The 14,090-nt window shown below is 58.9% G+C and carries 18 protein-coding genes and 1 pseudogene; 8 read left to right on the top strand and 11 right to left on the bottom strand.

Annotated features, from left to right (window positions below; genetic code table 11):
- Nucleotides 1-166 precede the first annotated feature (166 nt).
- The gene (locus DJ74_RS19165) at nt 167-355 is read right to left on the bottom strand and encodes a hypothetical protein (RefSeq protein ID WP_141212005.1); all 189 of its coding nucleotides are present in this window, start codon (nt 353-355) and stop codon (nt 167-169) included.
- A gap of 148 nt (nt 356-503) precedes the next feature.
- Between DJ74_RS19165 and DJ74_RS09365 the strand changes: the two genes are divergently transcribed.
- Nucleotides 504-710, top strand: coding sequence for a hypothetical protein (locus DJ74_RS09365; RefSeq protein WP_094527077.1), 207 nt, complete (start codon nt 504-506; stop codon nt 708-710).
- On the opposite strand, the pseudogene DJ74_RS09360 reads toward DJ74_RS09365, so the two are convergent.
- Nucleotides 693-1,361 (bottom strand): annotated as a pseudogene (locus DJ74_RS09360) (RNA-guided endonuclease InsQ/TnpB family protein); the annotation flags it as partial. The gene DJ74_RS09365 and the pseudogene DJ74_RS09360 overlap by 18 nt on opposite strands.
- Nucleotides 1,362-1,622: 261 nt before the next feature.
- Between DJ74_RS09360 and DJ74_RS09355 the strand changes: the two are divergent.
- The 3 genes from DJ74_RS09355 (at nt 1,623) to DJ74_RS09345 (ending at nt 2,982) form a co-directional block, all read left to right on the top strand.
- Nucleotides 1,623-1,946, top strand: coding sequence for a hypothetical protein (locus DJ74_RS09355; protein WP_094527076.1), 324 nt, complete (start codon nt 1,623-1,625; stop codon nt 1,944-1,946).
- Between the two features lie 213 nt (nt 1,947-2,159).
- Nucleotides 2,160-2,486, top strand: a complete 327-nt coding sequence (locus tag DJ74_RS09350; protein WP_094527075.1) for a hypothetical protein — start codon at nt 2,160-2,162, stop codon at nt 2,484-2,486.
- Between the two features lie 94 nt (nt 2,487-2,580).
- Entirely contained in the window at nt 2,581-2,982 is a 402-nt protein-coding gene (locus tag DJ74_RS09345; RefSeq protein ID WP_094527074.1) for a DUF4864 domain-containing protein, read from the top strand.
- A gap of 23 nt (nt 2,983-3,005) precedes the next feature.
- Here the strand turns inward: DJ74_RS09345 and DJ74_RS09340 are convergent, their stop codons facing one another.
- Nucleotides 3,006-3,326 (bottom strand): hypothetical protein, encoded by a 321-nt coding sequence (locus tag DJ74_RS09340; protein WP_094524327.1) that lies wholly within the window; start codon nt 3,324-3,326, stop codon nt 3,006-3,008.
- A 269-nt stretch (nt 3,327-3,595) separates the two neighbouring features.
- Here DJ74_RS09340 and DJ74_RS09335 point away from each other — a divergent pair, with 269 nt between their 5' ends.
- Nucleotides 3,596-4,123 carry a helix-turn-helix transcriptional regulator gene (locus tag DJ74_RS09335; RefSeq protein WP_094524328.1) on the top strand — a complete coding sequence of 176 codons (528 nt, stop codon included), beginning with the start codon at nt 3,596-3,598 and terminating at the stop codon, nt 4,121-4,123.
- 1 nt (nt 4,124) lies between these two features.
- On the top strand, nt 4,125-4,565 hold the full coding sequence (locus DJ74_RS20025) for a hypothetical protein (protein ID WP_094527073.1): 441 nt from the start codon (nt 4,125-4,127) through the stop codon (nt 4,563-4,565).
- A gap of 44 nt (nt 4,566-4,609) precedes the next feature.
- On the opposite strand, the gene DJ74_RS09325 is transcribed toward DJ74_RS20025, so the two are convergent.
- Nucleotides 4,610-5,257, bottom strand: coding sequence for a 7-cyano-7-deazaguanine synthase (locus tag DJ74_RS09325; RefSeq protein WP_094527072.1), 648 nt, complete (start codon nt 5,255-5,257; stop codon nt 4,610-4,612).
- A gap of 163 nt (nt 5,258-5,420) precedes the next feature.
- Here DJ74_RS09325 and DJ74_RS09320 point away from each other — a divergent pair, with 163 nt between their 5' ends.
- Complete coding sequence (locus DJ74_RS09320) at nt 5,421-6,326, top strand: SDR family NAD(P)-dependent oxidoreductase (RefSeq protein ID WP_094527071.1); 906 nt, start codon at nt 5,421-5,423, stop codon at nt 6,324-6,326.
- A 91-nt stretch (nt 6,327-6,417) separates the two neighbouring features.
- Here DJ74_RS09320 and DJ74_RS09315 read toward each other — a convergent pair whose 3' ends face one another.
- From DJ74_RS09315 to DJ74_RS09305, 3 genes are all read right to left on the bottom strand, one after another.
- Nucleotides 6,418-6,816 (bottom strand): universal stress protein, encoded by a 399-nt coding sequence (locus DJ74_RS09315; protein WP_094527070.1) that lies wholly within the window; start codon nt 6,814-6,816, stop codon nt 6,418-6,420.
- A 123-nt stretch (nt 6,817-6,939) separates the two neighbouring features.
- Nucleotides 6,940-7,374 (bottom strand): universal stress protein, encoded by a 435-nt coding sequence (locus DJ74_RS09310; RefSeq protein WP_094524333.1) that lies wholly within the window; start codon nt 7,372-7,374, stop codon nt 6,940-6,942.
- A 153-nt stretch (nt 7,375-7,527) separates the two neighbouring features.
- Nucleotides 7,528-8,163, bottom strand: coding sequence for a helix-turn-helix domain-containing protein (locus tag DJ74_RS09305; protein ID WP_094527069.1), 636 nt, complete (start codon nt 8,161-8,163; stop codon nt 7,528-7,530).
- A gap of 130 nt (nt 8,164-8,293) precedes the next feature.
- On the opposite strand from DJ74_RS09305, the gene DJ74_RS09300 reads away from it, so the two are divergent.
- Complete coding sequence (locus DJ74_RS09300) at nt 8,294-9,082, top strand: hypothetical protein (protein ID WP_094527080.1); 789 nt, start codon at nt 8,294-8,296, stop codon at nt 9,080-9,082.
- 602 nt (nt 9,083-9,684) lie between these two features.
- Here DJ74_RS09300 and DJ74_RS09290 read toward each other — a convergent pair.
- The 4 genes from DJ74_RS09290 to DJ74_RS09280 all read right to left on the bottom strand — a co-directional run bounded on the left by DJ74_RS09290 (nt 9,685) and on the right by DJ74_RS09280 (nt 13,892).
- Nucleotides 9,685-10,158 (bottom strand): hypothetical protein, encoded by a 474-nt coding sequence (locus DJ74_RS09290; protein ID WP_094527079.1) that lies wholly within the window; start codon nt 10,156-10,158, stop codon nt 9,685-9,687.
- Entirely contained in the window at nt 10,155-11,891 is a 1,737-nt protein-coding gene (locus tag DJ74_RS09285; protein WP_094527068.1) for an AAA family ATPase, read from the bottom strand. The genes DJ74_RS09290 and DJ74_RS09285 overlap by 4 nt, the downstream gene beginning before the upstream one ends.
- Complete coding sequence (locus DJ74_RS18700; RefSeq protein ID WP_141212689.1) at nt 11,881-12,402, bottom strand: hypothetical protein; 522 nt, start codon at nt 12,400-12,402, stop codon at nt 11,881-11,883. The genes DJ74_RS09285 and DJ74_RS18700 overlap by 11 nt, the downstream gene beginning before the upstream one ends.
- 158 nt (nt 12,403-12,560) lie before the next feature.
- The gene (locus tag DJ74_RS09280) at nt 12,561-13,892 is read right to left on the bottom strand and encodes a pentapeptide repeat-containing protein (RefSeq protein WP_176451334.1); all 1,332 of its coding nucleotides are present in this window, start codon (nt 13,890-13,892) and stop codon (nt 12,561-12,563) included.
- Between the last annotated feature and the right edge of the window lie 198 nt (nt 13,893-14,090).

Below are 14,090 nucleotides of genomic sequence, written 5' to 3'. Positions count from 1 at the left end.
TTCGCAACGCCGCGGCACACGACGAAAGAGCCGGTGCTGGCCACCTCGCTCGGGTCTCGAACGGTGGCACGGAGGACACTCGGTACGACCGCAAGCGGCCGGATCCCGTACCAGCCGATCGCGAGACCGAGAGCGATGAAGCCGCTCCCGACGACCGTGTACAGCATCAACGGCAGGGACGCGGCTTGTCGATCGCATGAGCGGCGCGGTCGGTCGTCGTTGCGCCTGACCGGGACGGGTTTCCGTCCGTCCCGACGAGAGCTCGGTCGAACCTGCTGAATGTCGTCGTCACGAACAGTGTCGGTTGCTCACGGAGAGGCCACGAGACCTCTCGGAGGGCTTCGAGGAGGGCCACACTCTACGTGTCAGCGAGACCTACGCATAAAATGACGGGATCGTCCGATTCGAAACCCCGGTGAGACACAGCTGTCGAACCGTCCGTGAGAGACGCCCCGTAAGCCACCACCAGAAGGGCTGACCATGGAGTTTGAGTATCCCGACCTATGGCCCTCCGCTCAGTCGAAAACGTTGCGGAAGCGTTCGGCGTCACACGGGAGTTTCTGACTCCTATTGATGTTCGCCGCTGGCGGACGCTCGCGCTCGTCGCGCTCTTCGTCGGGGGCGGCGTCAGCTCCCGGACGGCACAGCTCAACATGTCGACCCGACAGGAGACGTCTGTGAACTACCCTCCCCTACTCGCTCACGGCTGACGCCGTTCGCTCCTTGAGGGAAGGGCTTCCTGTTTCCACGACGCGCTTTGCAGATAGGAACGTATCCACAGGGAGCGCAGTCTCCACAGGCGTTGACGAATCGCCGAGCGAATCGTTCGCCAACCAGAAATCCTCGATTTCTGGTGACGTTGATTCGGAGTGTCCCACTCCTACATCTTGTAGACCGCGAGAAAGGATGTTCCACGCCGCGCTCGCGTCCCTGTCCGCCTCAAACCCACAAGACGGACAGGAGTGTTCACGGACCCAAAACGGCTTGTCGGTCGAAACGCCGCACGACGCGCACTCCTTGGTCGTCCCTCTCGGGTTGACCGCGACGAAGTGCGTTTCTTCACGCTCGCACTTGTATTCGAGCAACGAGAGGAACGTTCGCCACGCGGCAGACGCAGTGTTGCGGCTGTTCGACGGACCTTCCATCATCCCCTCCACGTTCAGGTCTTCGACCGCTACAAGCTCGAATTCCTGAGCGTAGTACGCCGAGAGCCTGTGCAAGAAGTCGCGGCGCTTCCGTCGCAGGTCGGCGTGACACTCCGCGACTCGACGCCGTTGCTTCTCGTCGTTGTTCGACCCGTGCTGTTTGCGCGAGAGCGTCCGTTGCTCGCGCTCCAAGCGGTCGCGTTCGTCTGAGGGGTCAGACGTATCCGCGCCCGGTTGTGGGCTTCGAGGCGCGCCGCGAGCAGTTCTGGTTCCGGTACGAGGACCGGCGGCCTGAGGCGGCACGGGAGCTTCGACGCGAAGCGATTGCGAAACGCGCCTCGCTCTCCGGCGGCGACGCCGCCGCCCGAGCCATCGCGGACAAACACGGGCGGCCGAGGCCGACGTGCCGGACGGAACGCAGCTCTCGCTCGGCGAACTCGCCGACACCGGTATGTGCGCGACGACCCAACAACTGGTATGTCCACCACGAGCGTCGAGACGGCGGCCAATCCGCAGGCGCTGGTCGACAGGCTCCCAGCAGCCCCGGGCGACTGGGAACGGAACGAAGAACCCGGCGGCATCGTTGAGTACCGGCTTTCGGACGAGGAAAGCCCCTGTACCGCGGCGAAAGTCGCTGTCCGTCCCGACATCCTGAGCGACGCGGCCGTCCGGCTCGTCCGCAAACGCGGATGTGACGACGCGGGGAGCGACACCTTCGACTCGATCGCCGCCGCCACAGACGCAGTCAGCCGAGAACTCCGCCACGTCCTCGCGGCTGTCGGCGACGACCAGCCGCGATAGATTCGGCTGCGGGCTCGGTCGCGGCATCAATACCGGCACTAGCGGCTCCGGTGCGCGGCACCGGCGCGGGCCGATCGCCATACCGACATCGGTATCCGACGGGGTGACATACTGTGTGCCGTGTCGACACGACACACCGACGCCGCTTCGGCCGCGCTCGTCGCACTCGCCGTTTGGATTACCGGGCGGCGAGACGGACGTTCGCCGCGAGCGTTGCTTCGCCCGGTCCCGTTTCTCGGCGGTGCGGCCGTCGCGGTGTTCGTCGAAGTCACGTTCGCGCGGTGGCCGGAACGCACGACTCGCCTCTGGCGGCATCCGGCGATCCGCTTCGGCTCGCCGCTCGCGCTCCTTGCCGCGACCCTGTCGGTTGGCCGTCGAAGCGGCGCGCCACACGCGGCGACGCTCGGAGGCCTCGCCGGGTACTTCGCGCTGCTCATCGGAATCACCACGGACGTCGTTCCCGAGCCGAAACAGTGGTTTCGACGCTCCGCCCCGGACGAACGGAGGGCCCGCGACGACGTCGCTCACGGTCCCGAATAATCGGCTCTCGTATCGTCTGGCCGAGGACAAGCGACGCCTGGAGCCGTCTCAACGGACGATTAATGCCGCTCGCGCCCCTACATCTGACACTCAGATGTCCGACCGGTACCCGATAGCCGGGCTCCCGACGCCAGACCCGACGTACGATGCCGACCGCGTGGTCGCGATCCAACTCGAGGCGCTAGCGACCAACAACGACCCGTTCACGAACGCCGGCATCGGCGTCGCGTACAACTTCGCATCGCCGGCGAACAGACGGGCGACGGGCCCGTTTGACCGCTTCCGGCAGATGGTGCACAACCCGCGATACGCCCCGATGATCGACCACGTCGAAGCGACGACGGGACCGGTCGAGCGCGACGGCGATGATGCCGTACAACGCGTCACGCTGACCGGCCCCGACGGCCGCACGGTCACGTACGCTTTCGGGCTGTCGCGACGCCGACGCGGCGAACTCGACGAGCACTGGCTGACCGACAGCGTGGTCCGCGAGTAGCGCGGTCGCCGCTCGGGTCCCGGTTAGTGATCCCGCCACCGAAGCGACTGCCGATTCAGCGCCTCCACGGCGGGCTTGCCTTCTTCGAGCATTCGGTCGGCGATCGCGATGGCCGCGCGCAGTTCGTCGGCCGACAGCTGCTCGTACGCGGGGGTGCCGTCGACGTGGTCGTACCAGACCCCCTCGAACAGGCCGTCCAACACGACGCGGGCGAAACAGTGGTCGCGGTGGATCGGCCAGTCGCCCGCTTCGGCCGCCTGTTTCGGGAGCGCACCGGTGACCCGCTGGAGATACGTCTCGCGCAAGCGCGTGAGGTCGTCGCCGCCGAGCGTTCGTTGCCCCATTCGACACCGGTGATACGAGCCCGGTCAATAAGACGGCTTTCCCCGCGGCGCTATTCAGCACGGTATCAACAAACACCCCGACATGTGTCAGTAACAATCCGACCGATACAGAGGTCGAGTTCAGCAAGCCACGCCCGGAAGCGAGACACATTGCTACTCACAAACCTTGCCGGGCGTCAATTCCGAGCGACAAAAACTCGACCGACACAAGACTCACAGATATTTGAGTGATACAAACATATATTGATACTCGTTCCGTAGAGACGCTCATGAGCGAATTCGATCCGGCTCCTGACTCAGCGACAGAGACGCCACGGTGGCAAGACGGAACCGATACCTTCGGCCGCGTCTACGATGTGGCCCTCGGTCTCACGTCACCGACGACGTACACGAGGGTTGCAGAACTCGCAGACTGCTCCCCGAACGCAGCGAAAAAGCACCTCGATCGCCTCGCGGAGATGGGGATTGTCCGCGCTGATCGTAGCAGCCGTCCGGCCACGTACGAGCGAAATAATGGGTATCTCGAATGGCAAGAGGCGAGTCGGATCGCCACCGATCTCTCTGTCGATGCGATTATCGACCGCGTCGAAGCGCTTGAACAGCGACGGACGGAGTACGAAGCCGAATTCGGCACCACCGACCCAGCCACCGTTGCGGTGTTCGATGCCGAAGATCACGAGACGATCCACGACCGCATGACTGCAGTAAGCGACTGGCAGGGGGTCATCCGAGACATTCGCTTATACGAACTTGCCCGCCAACTCTCACAGAACGACGGGCACCTCATCCCCGCATAAGATGAGTCCGCCCCCAGAGGATTCAGCGGCTGACTCGACAGGCCCGCCCGATCGACAAACGTTACGCCTGCTTGAAAAACAGTTGACGACGGACCAACTCGTTGCTGCCACCCAGTTCGACCCAAATACGCACGAACCGCGACTGCTCACCGCAACCCTTGACACTGACCGATATCCCGATACGATCGCTGACGCCAGAGTCGATATTCGATGGTTCACAACCGGAGATTTTTCCATCCACTACGTCGAGACCCGGAGAGAGAACACCCACTGGGAGTGTCGCTGGGATCGGCATCCAAACACACACAACACCCGACTCCATTTTCACGAACCACCAACCAGTACTGAAGTCTCAAATTACGATCTCGCTTCACTCCACCCACTCGATGTCTATTCAACGGTGTTCGAAGCGATCGAGCGGCGTATCGAAACGCTCTGGTGAGTGGTCTTTCTGCCCGAACTGAACCGCAGCCAACTAGCAACGAACTACGAGAACTCCGGCCGCTCAGCATACGCGACCGGATCGCGAGACCCGGCGTTCCAGAACGCCTCAAGCCGGAAGGCGCAGGCATCGCAGGTCCCACACGCAGGCTCCTCGTCCCGGTAACACGACCACGTCATCTCGTACGGCACACCGAGTCCCGAGCCACGCTCCGCTATCTCCGTCTCTGGCTTCGTCCCGACATCGATCACGTTCTGAAAGGCGTCGAAAAAAGCCGGACGACAGTCGGGATACCCGGAGAAACCATCCGAACGCGCGCCGATAAACAGCGTCTCCGAACCGGTCGCTTCTGCGTACGATGTCGCCATCGACGATAGATTCGCGTCTCTGAATGGGACGTACGACGTCGGAATTTCGTCACTCTCCATATCGGCGTCAGCCACATCTATCTCTTCGTCCGTCAGACTCGATGTCCCGATCTGTGAGAGATGCCCCGTTACGATATGAAGGAAGTCACCCGCGTCAGCCTCTTCAGCAAGCGCTTTCGCACACTCGTACGCCTTGTCTTCAATGCGCTTCCCGTACGACGTATGGAGGAAGTACGGCTCGTATCCCTGCTCGATCGCCTCGTAGACTGCTGTCGCACTATTCATCACGCCGGTTACCGGAACCACTGCGCTTTCGTTGCTTATGTCTGCTCAGTTGCGTCGAACTGATCGCCGCTCTGTTCACCACACTGCGCTTTCCACAATGCCATCATCTAACCCTGACACCTTCCCAGCCCGGATCGGCCGACGACCCGCCCCGTTCGCACCGGACTGCCGTTGTTTTCATCGTCGAGCCCCTATCGGGTGTATGAGCGATCTCCCGGAGAGCCGCGCTGGTGTGTCGGACATCGACTGTACCGGACTGCAGGCGGTCGTCACCGGGTCGACGAGCGGGATCGGTCGCGCGGCGGCACTGGCGCTCGGCCGGCTCGGCGCCGATGTCATCGTTCACGGCCGCGACGCGGAGGCGGGCAGGGCGGTGGTCGACGAGCTTACTCGAAGCGGGGTCGACGCCGGCTTCCTCCGAGCCGACTTCGCGAGCGTCGACGCGGTCAGGGAACTCGCGGCCGACGTCCGCGAGGAGACCGACGGAATCGACCTCCTCGTCAACAACGCCGGTGGACTCTTCAGGAACGGGGCGACCACCGACGCCGGGATCGAGTACACGTTCCACGTCAACCACCTCTCGCCGTACCTGCTCACGGCCGAACTGCTCGACCACCTCCGCGAGGGCGCTCGCGTCGTCACGACCGCCTCCGGCGCACACGAGGGGGCGTCGCTGGACCTGGAGCGGGTCCGGGGTGATGACCGGTTCACCGGCTTCCGAGCGTACAGCCACTCGAAGCTGGCGAACGTCCTCTTCGCGTCGGAACTCGCCAGACGCCTCGACGCCGCGGACCGTGACGTGACGTCGAACAGCATCCATCCCGGCGCGATCCCGGGCAGCGGCTTCAGCCGGTTCCTGCCCGGGCCGCTCCCGGGGCTCTTCCAACGGCTCGAGTCGCTTCCCGGGGTCACGTCCGTCGCCGACGGCGCCGCGGAGATCCTGTTCGTCGCCGTCTCGCCGCGGACGGCGGACGTCTCTGGGCGGTACTTCGCGGATCAACGACCGCGGTCGCCGTCGAACGCCGCCCGGGATCCCGACGCCGCACGGCGGCTCTGGACGGAGAGTGCGGCGTTACTCGACACGGAACTGCCGTTGGCCGAGGAGTGACCGTCCGCCTCGGCAGGGGAGTCCGGCTTCGCTCGTGATTTCGTCCGTTCAGCGATCGGCCGAAACCGATCCCGAGGGCACGGATCGGACCTCACCCGACGATCACGACGGCGCGGTCCGTCGACCTGAGGACGTCACTGGTGACGCTTCCCATCACGACTTCCGCAACGCCCGACCGTTTCCGACCGGCTACCACGATCTCGTCGGCGTCGAACGACTCGGCGGCCTCGAGGATCGTCTGTGCGACCAACCCCTCGAGTTTCTCGCCCTCACAGCGGAAGCCGGCGTCGGCGATATCCTCGACGGCGGTGGTCGCCGACGGGATGTCCTCGAACTCCCTCGGCGGTGCGCCCTCGTAATCGGCCTCGTCGACGTGGATCACCTTGACCTCGACTTCGTCGCGGTCCATCGGCAGTGATCGCACGTAATCCGTCTGTTCTACCGTACGCTCCTTGTTCGCGTCGATGGGGACGAGTATTCGATACGTCACAGTCGGAAGTCGTTACTGAACCTACATAATTATTCATCGTATTTTGGCGGATCGGGAATCCGCCGGAGCCGGTGGCGCCCGTCACCCGGCCCGTCCGGTTCGGGATCCGCGGGACCACCGGCGCTACGGTACGAAAACCACCGGACAGTGTTCCTGTTCGAGGATCTGTTGTGGCGTGCTGTCCGAGAACACGGAGTCGATGAACGAGTCCTCGGTGTAGCCGATGACGACCGTATCGATGTCCGACCGCTCGACGATCGACAGGATCCGTTGGCGGACCTCGGCCATCGAGCCGACGTCCGTCACCGACTCGATCGACACCTCGACCGACACGTCCAACTCCTCGGCCAGTCGTCTGATGTCCGCTGCGCCGATGTTCTCCTCGAGATCGATCGAGTCCGCCGAGAGGTGGATCGCCGTCACCTCCAACTGGTCGTGAGTTCCGAACGTTTCGAGGGCGTAGTTGACGGCACGTTCGCTTGTCGGCGAGAAGCCGAAGGCCGACTGTGGCACCCGACTGTCCACCGGAACGATGTCGAACGGGAGGAGGACGTGCATACGTGAACTGTATCGTCGGGGAGCATATTTTTATTGATATTTATACATATAATAATCCTCTAAAAACAACGTGGGCGGTGTTCAGATAAGGATGAAGAGTGAGGCGGTGTGTTTTCGATCAGTCCAAAGAATTATGCCGAACCCACCCGCTCGTCATTCGACGTTTACGTCGGTCAGGTACCACGCAATAAGCCGCGCCTGCGCTCGGCGGACGATTCCGCTCGCGGTCGACTTGTCCACGCCGACCACGTCGGCGAGATCCGCCAGCGTGCACCCTCGCGGGACCTCGAAGTAACCCTCTCTGAGGCCGGCGGCGAGGAGCTCCTCTTGTCGGCGTGTGAGGAGTCGGTCCGACCGCTTCTTGTTCACCTTCGAGAGGAGCTCGTACTCGGTACCGCTCGCTTCCAGCGTCTTTCGGAGCTGGTCGAACTCCCCGCGAGTGCCGGTCAAGTCGAACTCGTAGAACCCGTTCCGCACTTCGATCGGAAACTCGGGCGGGAACCCTCCGGCTTCGACGAAGGCGTAGAGGTCGACGTCGGTCGTCTCGTACGTCGTGAGGAGCCGATCGTCGGTGCGTTCCAACACCTCGTACGCGTCGATCGCATCGTGCTCGCGAAACGCCGCCGCGACCGACTCCGGAGTCCGAGTCAGCACCTCACCGAGTTCCTTCGCGGTGGCGCCGCTGCGGACGCCGGAGAGCAGGCGAAAGGTCGCGTCGGGAAACGCCTCCGACAGGTCGGCGATGTACAGGTCCGCCGGGAGGCGAATGCGGAACCGAGCGTCGATCATGCTGGTCACCGCCGCTTCGGGCAGATACCAACATGTTGGGGTCACGCACACATGAATCGCCCGGCAACACTGTAGTATGAACTCCGAGTCGGCCGCTGCGGCCACGAGCGGACGGACGAAGTTGCGGGCAATGGCGCGAACGATCGCCACGTCGATCCGAGAGCTGCGACGCCGCGATCCGGTTTTGTCCGCCGTGGCCGCGATCAACGCTGTCCTATTTGGTGCCTTCGCCGTCGGCATCGTCTTCGACCCAACGGTCGTCAACGGGGAACCGGCGTGGCTCAAGCCGACGAAGTTCGCCGGCTCGATCGCACTCGTGTGCGCGACGCTCGGCTGGCTCGGTGTCCACCTCCCGGTCGACCCGGACTTTCGCCGCCGCGTCTCCCGGGTCGTCGGGGTCGGTCTCCTCATTGAAATCGCCCTCATCGGCGGACAGGCCGCGCGGGGCGTTGGGTCCCACTTCAATCAGACGACGGTCCTCGACGGGGTTGTCGGGGGAGTGATGGGCGTCACAATCGTCGTCGTCACCGTCGCGGTCGCAGCGCTGGCGGTCCGGGCGCGCAACAACGAGTTCGATGTCCACCCGGCGTTCGCCGCGGGCATCCTCCTCGGCATCGGGTGGTTCGTCGTCGGCGCGTTCGAAGGAGCGGCGATGATCGCGATCCAGTCACGGGTCGTCGAGACGACGGAGCCGACGGTCCCGGTCGTCGGGTGGCAGCTCGTCGGAGACCTCCGCCTCGCCCACTTCGTTGGCCTCCACGCTCTCCAGCTGTTGCCGCTGACTGGCTACCTCGCGGCTGTCGGACACCGCCGGGGCCTTTTCGACCATCCGCGACGCGCGGTATTCCTCGTCGCTACCGGATACGGCGCGGTCCTTCTCGGAACCGCCCTCCTCGGCGTCGCCCCGGCCCTCGTCTGACGAGCGATCCCACGAGGCCGGTCATGAATATGACTGATGGCGACTCTCGGGCGGCCAGCCGATCGAGGAGCGACGTGTGCGGATGGGCCGTGAACCCGCGAGCCACTTCGATGCGGTCGAGGACGCGATCGGCCGGGATGAGCTCGCGGAGGGAGTCGTCTTCGCGTTGTTCGCGCCGTCGACCCAGAACGCCGGCCCCGCGCTACTGAGTACCCGGTCGAGAAGGAGCGCCTGGACGGGTGTGACACCGAGGTCGTCGTCGACGTCGACGAGCGTGACGCCCGGCGCGAGGTCCGGGAGATCGGCGGTCGGTCGTGGGGAACGAGAGTGCATGGTATCGTGGATGGACAGATCCGTAAAAGGGGTGAGCCGTGGATGGATGGTGAAAGTGGAAGTGGTACCTGTCGTAAATAACGAACGCTATCAGATTGGGAGAAGCCCCTCAATCGGCAGTATCAGAATCGGGACGCGGGGCTGGTGTTCAGTTACGAAATCGTCGACAATGGCAACGCGAAGCACAAGCGAGAGCAGATCAAGATCAAAATGAGATCTGATTGGGTGAGAGGGGTCAACTGCTTGTCTAAGAAGTTAACTTACGCAATTTACACCTCGGTACCTATCGGTGCATCCTTCAGTTCTTGAATATCATCATCCTGTTCAATTTCACTTCCGATTCTATCTTTGTTAGCTTTAGCTACGAGTTCTAGTTGAGTTTCTCTCTCTTCTGTTTGATCTTTCTTCAATATACGAAGTCCATTTTTTAACCCTCTAACGAATCGATTCCCTTTGTCTGTTTCCCTGTAGATGTGGATTTCCCCGTCCTTCTCTCTATAGACTAGCTCGAGGTCGTCATATGACTCCAATATGCTGGAAAAGCCCTGATCCATAGGACCCCGATATGCGCGAATAAACGGCCAGTCATCTTTTTCCATATCCGTATTGTTGCGGAACTGTACGAGCGATTTGTGGAATTTTAATTGACCGTCAATTTCCCCATCGAACTCGTCGACCATCCACAGTCGGGGATGTAGCGCTGCTTCTTCTTCCGGAAGAGTCTCGTCAGATCCGTCAGTCATGCTCCCCACTCCTGGTCGGAAAAGGTGGTCTGTTTGGAAGATGAATGTTTGAGTTCTAATTTTTCGTGTTGTTCGAATCTATTAATAACAGCAGAATCAGAGGATGTCAAGATAATCTGTGGGTCAGACTTTACAAGATGAGATAGTGATGACTCCCTCCTTTCGGCGTCTAAATTAGAAAACGGTTCGTCAAGCACCATCGTCCCCCAATTTATTGCAGAAGTACGGTTTCCATGCTCATTAAGAGCTAAAATAAATGACAAATTGAGTAGTTGGAGTTCGGAGTCACTTAGATCTCCGCGCCTATCATAGAGACGCCGTTCATCACTACTACTTGGTAAGGCAATAGCTCCGCTGTCCCTGTTTACCTGTAATTCTATCTCTGGTTCATCTGATAACTCCCGAAAGTGCTTGGTCCACGTCTCTTCGAAGGTCAGAATAGCGGAATCGTAGCTTCCAGACTCCAGTTGTTCTAATTCGGATCTCAATTCTTCTTTTTTATCTTCTAGTTCGGAGACACTGTCTTCTATATCTATAAGTTCTGATTCTATGTGTTCCAGTTCCTCCCTCTTTTCGTTAAGCTCATCTCCGAGCCCCTCAAGTTCCTTTTCTGCTTCTCGCTCAATTTCACTCACGGTTTTCCCATCATCTAGCCGATCAACAACCAAAGAGTTGAGCTTTGAAATTTCTGGAATTTCGGATTCCAAGTCAGATATCTTGGCCTCGATATCGTTGAGCTCTGCCTGATGTTCGGATATCTCCGTAGCAAGTCGCTCAGGTTCCCCTTCATTCTCTGACTTCTTTTCCTTAAGATGCGTTTTCAGCGATTCAATGGAATGATTCTCACCGCAGAACGGGCACTCAGAGTTGTCCAAGCGTTTCTTTCCAGTATTTGAGGAGACGCGCTGGTCGCAGACGGGACAGACAAATTCTTTGAGCGCTTCTATGATTATGTCCTCTATGTTTGATTGGTATCGCTGAATTTCATCTTTCTGCTCTTCTTTCTGATTGATCTTCCTATCTAAGCCCCGCTTCTTTGAGGATAGTTCGCTTAACCTCTTGTGTATGTCCTCTTTCCTGGAGAGTTTTTCAGAGATCACTTCAAGCTCTCCGCTCTGAGATAGGCTGAGAACTTGCTCCCACTGTGATTGATATCCTTCCAGATTGCTTATATTTCGGTCTAGATCGCGTTTCCGATTCTTGAGAGGCGAAATTCGGTCACTCTTCTCGATTATATCCTCATCCAAGCGGCCAATTACATCCCGGATCTCCTCAATACGCCGCTTAGAGGCTTTGTTAGTAACCTCTAAGATTAGATCCAATATCTCCGTCCCATCTAAATGCTCTAGGGGTAGTTGATCAAGATGAGATGGGAGAAAATGCTCTTGAACAACATCCATATTCCCTAATTTATTCCTAAGAGCCTCCTCGGCCTCTCTCGTTTTCAGCACATCTCCATCAGTTGAATACTTCCTCTTTGGGTCACCACGAGTAAACTGGGAACCATCATCAAATGTAACAGTGACATTGTTTCCTCCTCCGGGACGGACTCCAAGCCTTTGGTGAACCCCAAGAATAGCATACTGAATGGCATTAAACGTGAGACTTTTACCACTGGTGTTTGGTCCGTGAATGAGCAGATTCCCTCCATTAAGATTGTGCGCTTCTGGTGATTGGTCTTCTGTGTAGATGTCCTTCGCGAAATCGTCGATTTTGAATCCACTAATTTTCATTGTTAACAACTTTGTATGTTCGTTCAATCGCACCTTTCACTTCGTTGGCCGAGTACAACGAGACTGCTACCATCAGAATCAAGAGCGAAAATCCGGCACCCAACCCCAATAATCCGTATGAAAAGTACCCGACGATAGGAGCGGTAATCCCGATCGTTAGACAGCATAATGCAGTTACGACTTCCTGTTTCGCGTTCTGATCTAAATCATCTATTTTAGACTCGGCATCTCCGGAGTACCAGTCATCAAACTCGCCACCGTGCTCAAGCTCAAGCTCCATCCGTAAAATCGCAATATGCTGCTCAAATACTCCTTTGATGATTTCTGTCGTGAACTCTTCGGAAATCTCATAAATCACAAGTGCTGGGCCAAACGAGAATAACAGAATTCCATACGCAAATACAGAGTCTGCTGGACCTGTTACAAATTTATACATTACGGCCATTGTGTAGAGTGTCAGAACTCCGTAACCTGCACTCTCATCCTGTACAAATGGTATTATTCCACTCACAGGGAATCATCTCGCTTAGTCACTACTATCGCACAAGTCATTGACAGAACATAAACTTAATCCTACATTAATAGATGTGTAATATGACACATTTTCTCACCCCAGTGTGAAATACAACTGCATGTGCGGTATAAATCTCAACTCACTCACCGACCACCCTACCGAAGCGCCCTCCGCCCAAAGACGGCGACGAGTAGCGCGATCAGAATCCCACCGATAAGCGACTGAACACTCGCGAGCAGCTGTGTCGTCGTCGTGGTCGGTTCGATGCCGCCGTAGCCGAGCGTCGAGAAGGTGACGGCGCTGAAGTAGATGTAACCGATAAGGTCGGGCGTCTCGCCACCGATCACGATCCCGCCGACGATCGAGTAGATCGCCGCGAAGACGGCGACGGCCGCGATCGAGGTGCCGACGACGCGGGCGGGGCTCTCGCCGTAGAGCATGACCCACCGATAGGTTGCGTGCTTAAACCACTCCCAGTATGAGCGCGTTGCGAAGGCGCGCTTTCGGCGGGAGTGCTGCTCTCTCACGTAAGGCTGAGCAACGTCACGTGGGCGGCTGTTCTCGCGCTGGAGGCGCTGCCGGATGCGGTACACGCTGGTCGCTTTCTTCAGTCGATCGCCGACTTCTCGCCGGTCCTCTGTATTGAGGTTACGATGGCGTCGGAATCGTTTGACTGCCTGTCGGACCTTCGCGATGGACCCTGAGGGCGGATTCGCGTCGGCACTGCGATAGCGCGACTGAAGCACCTGACCGCTCCGCACTGCGAGAGCGATCTTGTCTCGGAGTGATATTGGGGTAGTCGTCTCTCCGTCGAGAGGATGCCACGGATCGCAGGGGTCGGCCTCCCGTGCGTACACAGTCTGATCGCTGAAGACCGTCTGATCGTTGATCGACACGCCTTGTGGCTTCGTATCGTACAAACGTGCGCCTGTGAGAGCGGCGCCATCAAATTGACTATCGTTCAAAGAGGCACCTTCTAGGTCAACCCCGAGAAGGTCTGTGTCGGTAAAATTCGCACGGATGGCGGTTACATCTGCGAGTGATGCCCAACGAAGGCGGGCATCTGTTAAATCGGTGCCAGAGAGGTCGGAGCTAGTGAGATCGGCGCCTGTGAATTCAGTATTCGGTAGATCAGCATCTCTAAGATCGGCGCTGGTGAGGTCGGCATCGATGAAGTCGGTATTAAAAAGATAAGCGTCGGTGAGGGCTACGTTGAATAGGTAAGCATCAGTGAAATTGACATCCCAGAGGTAGCCGTTTGTGAGGTCAGCATTGAAGAGGTTAGCGCCGGTGAGGTTAGCGTTATTGAGACTAACTTGAGAGAGGTCCGTTTTAGAGAAATCTGTATCTCGGAGGTAATATCCACGTAATGAAAAGATGTCGTCAAATTTGATTCCGGTCAGCACTGCTCCGTCGAGTAATTCACCACCTGGCTGTGTCTGCTCTCTGACCTCGGTGTCAACTAAAGATTGCCGCAACGCGTTCATGGGCCTTTCACCTGCCTTGTCCAGTTCGGCGTGCCAAACACATTGATCTGAGTTCTTGTAGACATCACGCCAGCAGCAACTCTGGTGTCTCGGATGATCACCTACTTCGTGATCCTCTGGCCACGTGTACCCGCACTTTCCTTCTGTAGCCTCACTCATCGTTCCGATCTCTCCCCTACAGTTTCAGAACCCCGCAAC

This window comes from Halorubrum sp. Ea8 (genome assembly GCF_002252925.1).
Lineage (GTDB): Archaea > Halobacteriota > Halobacteria > Halobacteriales > Haloferacaceae > Halorubrum.
Note: the sequence above shows the minus strand (reverse complement) of the source record. Positions and strands in the feature narration are given on the sequence as shown.

Excerpts from the sequence above, each read along its gene's own strand:
- DJ74_RS09320 (WP_094527071.1), top strand. The coding sequence starts at position 5,421 with ATGAGCGATCTCCCGGAGAGCCGCGCTGGTGTGTCGGACATCGACTGT.
- DJ74_RS09340 (WP_094524327.1), bottom strand. The coding sequence starts at position 3,326 with ATGGGGCAACGAACGCTCGGCGGCGACGACCTCACGCGCTTGCGCGAG.
- DJ74_RS09280 (WP_176451334.1), bottom strand. The coding sequence starts at position 13,892 with ATGAACGCGTTGCGGCAATCTTTAGTTGACACCGAGGTCAGAGAGCAG.
- DJ74_RS09335 (WP_094524328.1), top strand. The coding sequence starts at position 3,596 with ATGAGCGAATTCGATCCGGCTCCTGACTCAGCGACAGAGACGCCACGG.
- DJ74_RS20025 (WP_094527073.1), top strand. The coding sequence starts at position 4,125 with ATGAGTCCGCCCCCAGAGGATTCAGCGGCTGACTCGACAGGCCCGCCC.
- DJ74_RS09300 (WP_094527080.1), top strand. The coding sequence starts at position 8,294 with ATGGCGCGAACGATCGCCACGTCGATCCGAGAGCTGCGACGCCGCGAT.
- DJ74_RS09290 (WP_094527079.1), bottom strand. The coding sequence starts at position 10,158 with ATGACTGACGGATCTGACGAGACTCTTCCGGAAGAAGAAGCAGCGCTA.
- DJ74_RS09365 (WP_094527077.1), top strand. The coding sequence starts at position 504 with ATGGCCCTCCGCTCAGTCGAAAACGTTGCGGAAGCGTTCGGCGTCACA.
- DJ74_RS09355 (WP_094527076.1), top strand. The coding sequence starts at position 1,623 with ATGTCCACCACGAGCGTCGAGACGGCGGCCAATCCGCAGGCGCTGGTC.
- DJ74_RS09310 (WP_094524333.1), bottom strand. The coding sequence starts at position 7,374 with ATGCACGTCCTCCTCCCGTTCGACATCGTTCCGGTGGACAGTCGGGTG.
- DJ74_RS09305 (WP_094527069.1), bottom strand. The coding sequence starts at position 8,163 with ATGATCGACGCTCGGTTCCGCATTCGCCTCCCGGCGGACCTGTACATC.
- DJ74_RS09345 (WP_094527074.1), top strand. The coding sequence starts at position 2,581 with ATGTCCGACCGGTACCCGATAGCCGGGCTCCCGACGCCAGACCCGACG.
- DJ74_RS09285 (WP_094527068.1), bottom strand. The coding sequence starts at position 11,891 with ATGAAAATTAGTGGATTCAAAATCGACGATTTCGCGAAGGACATCTAC.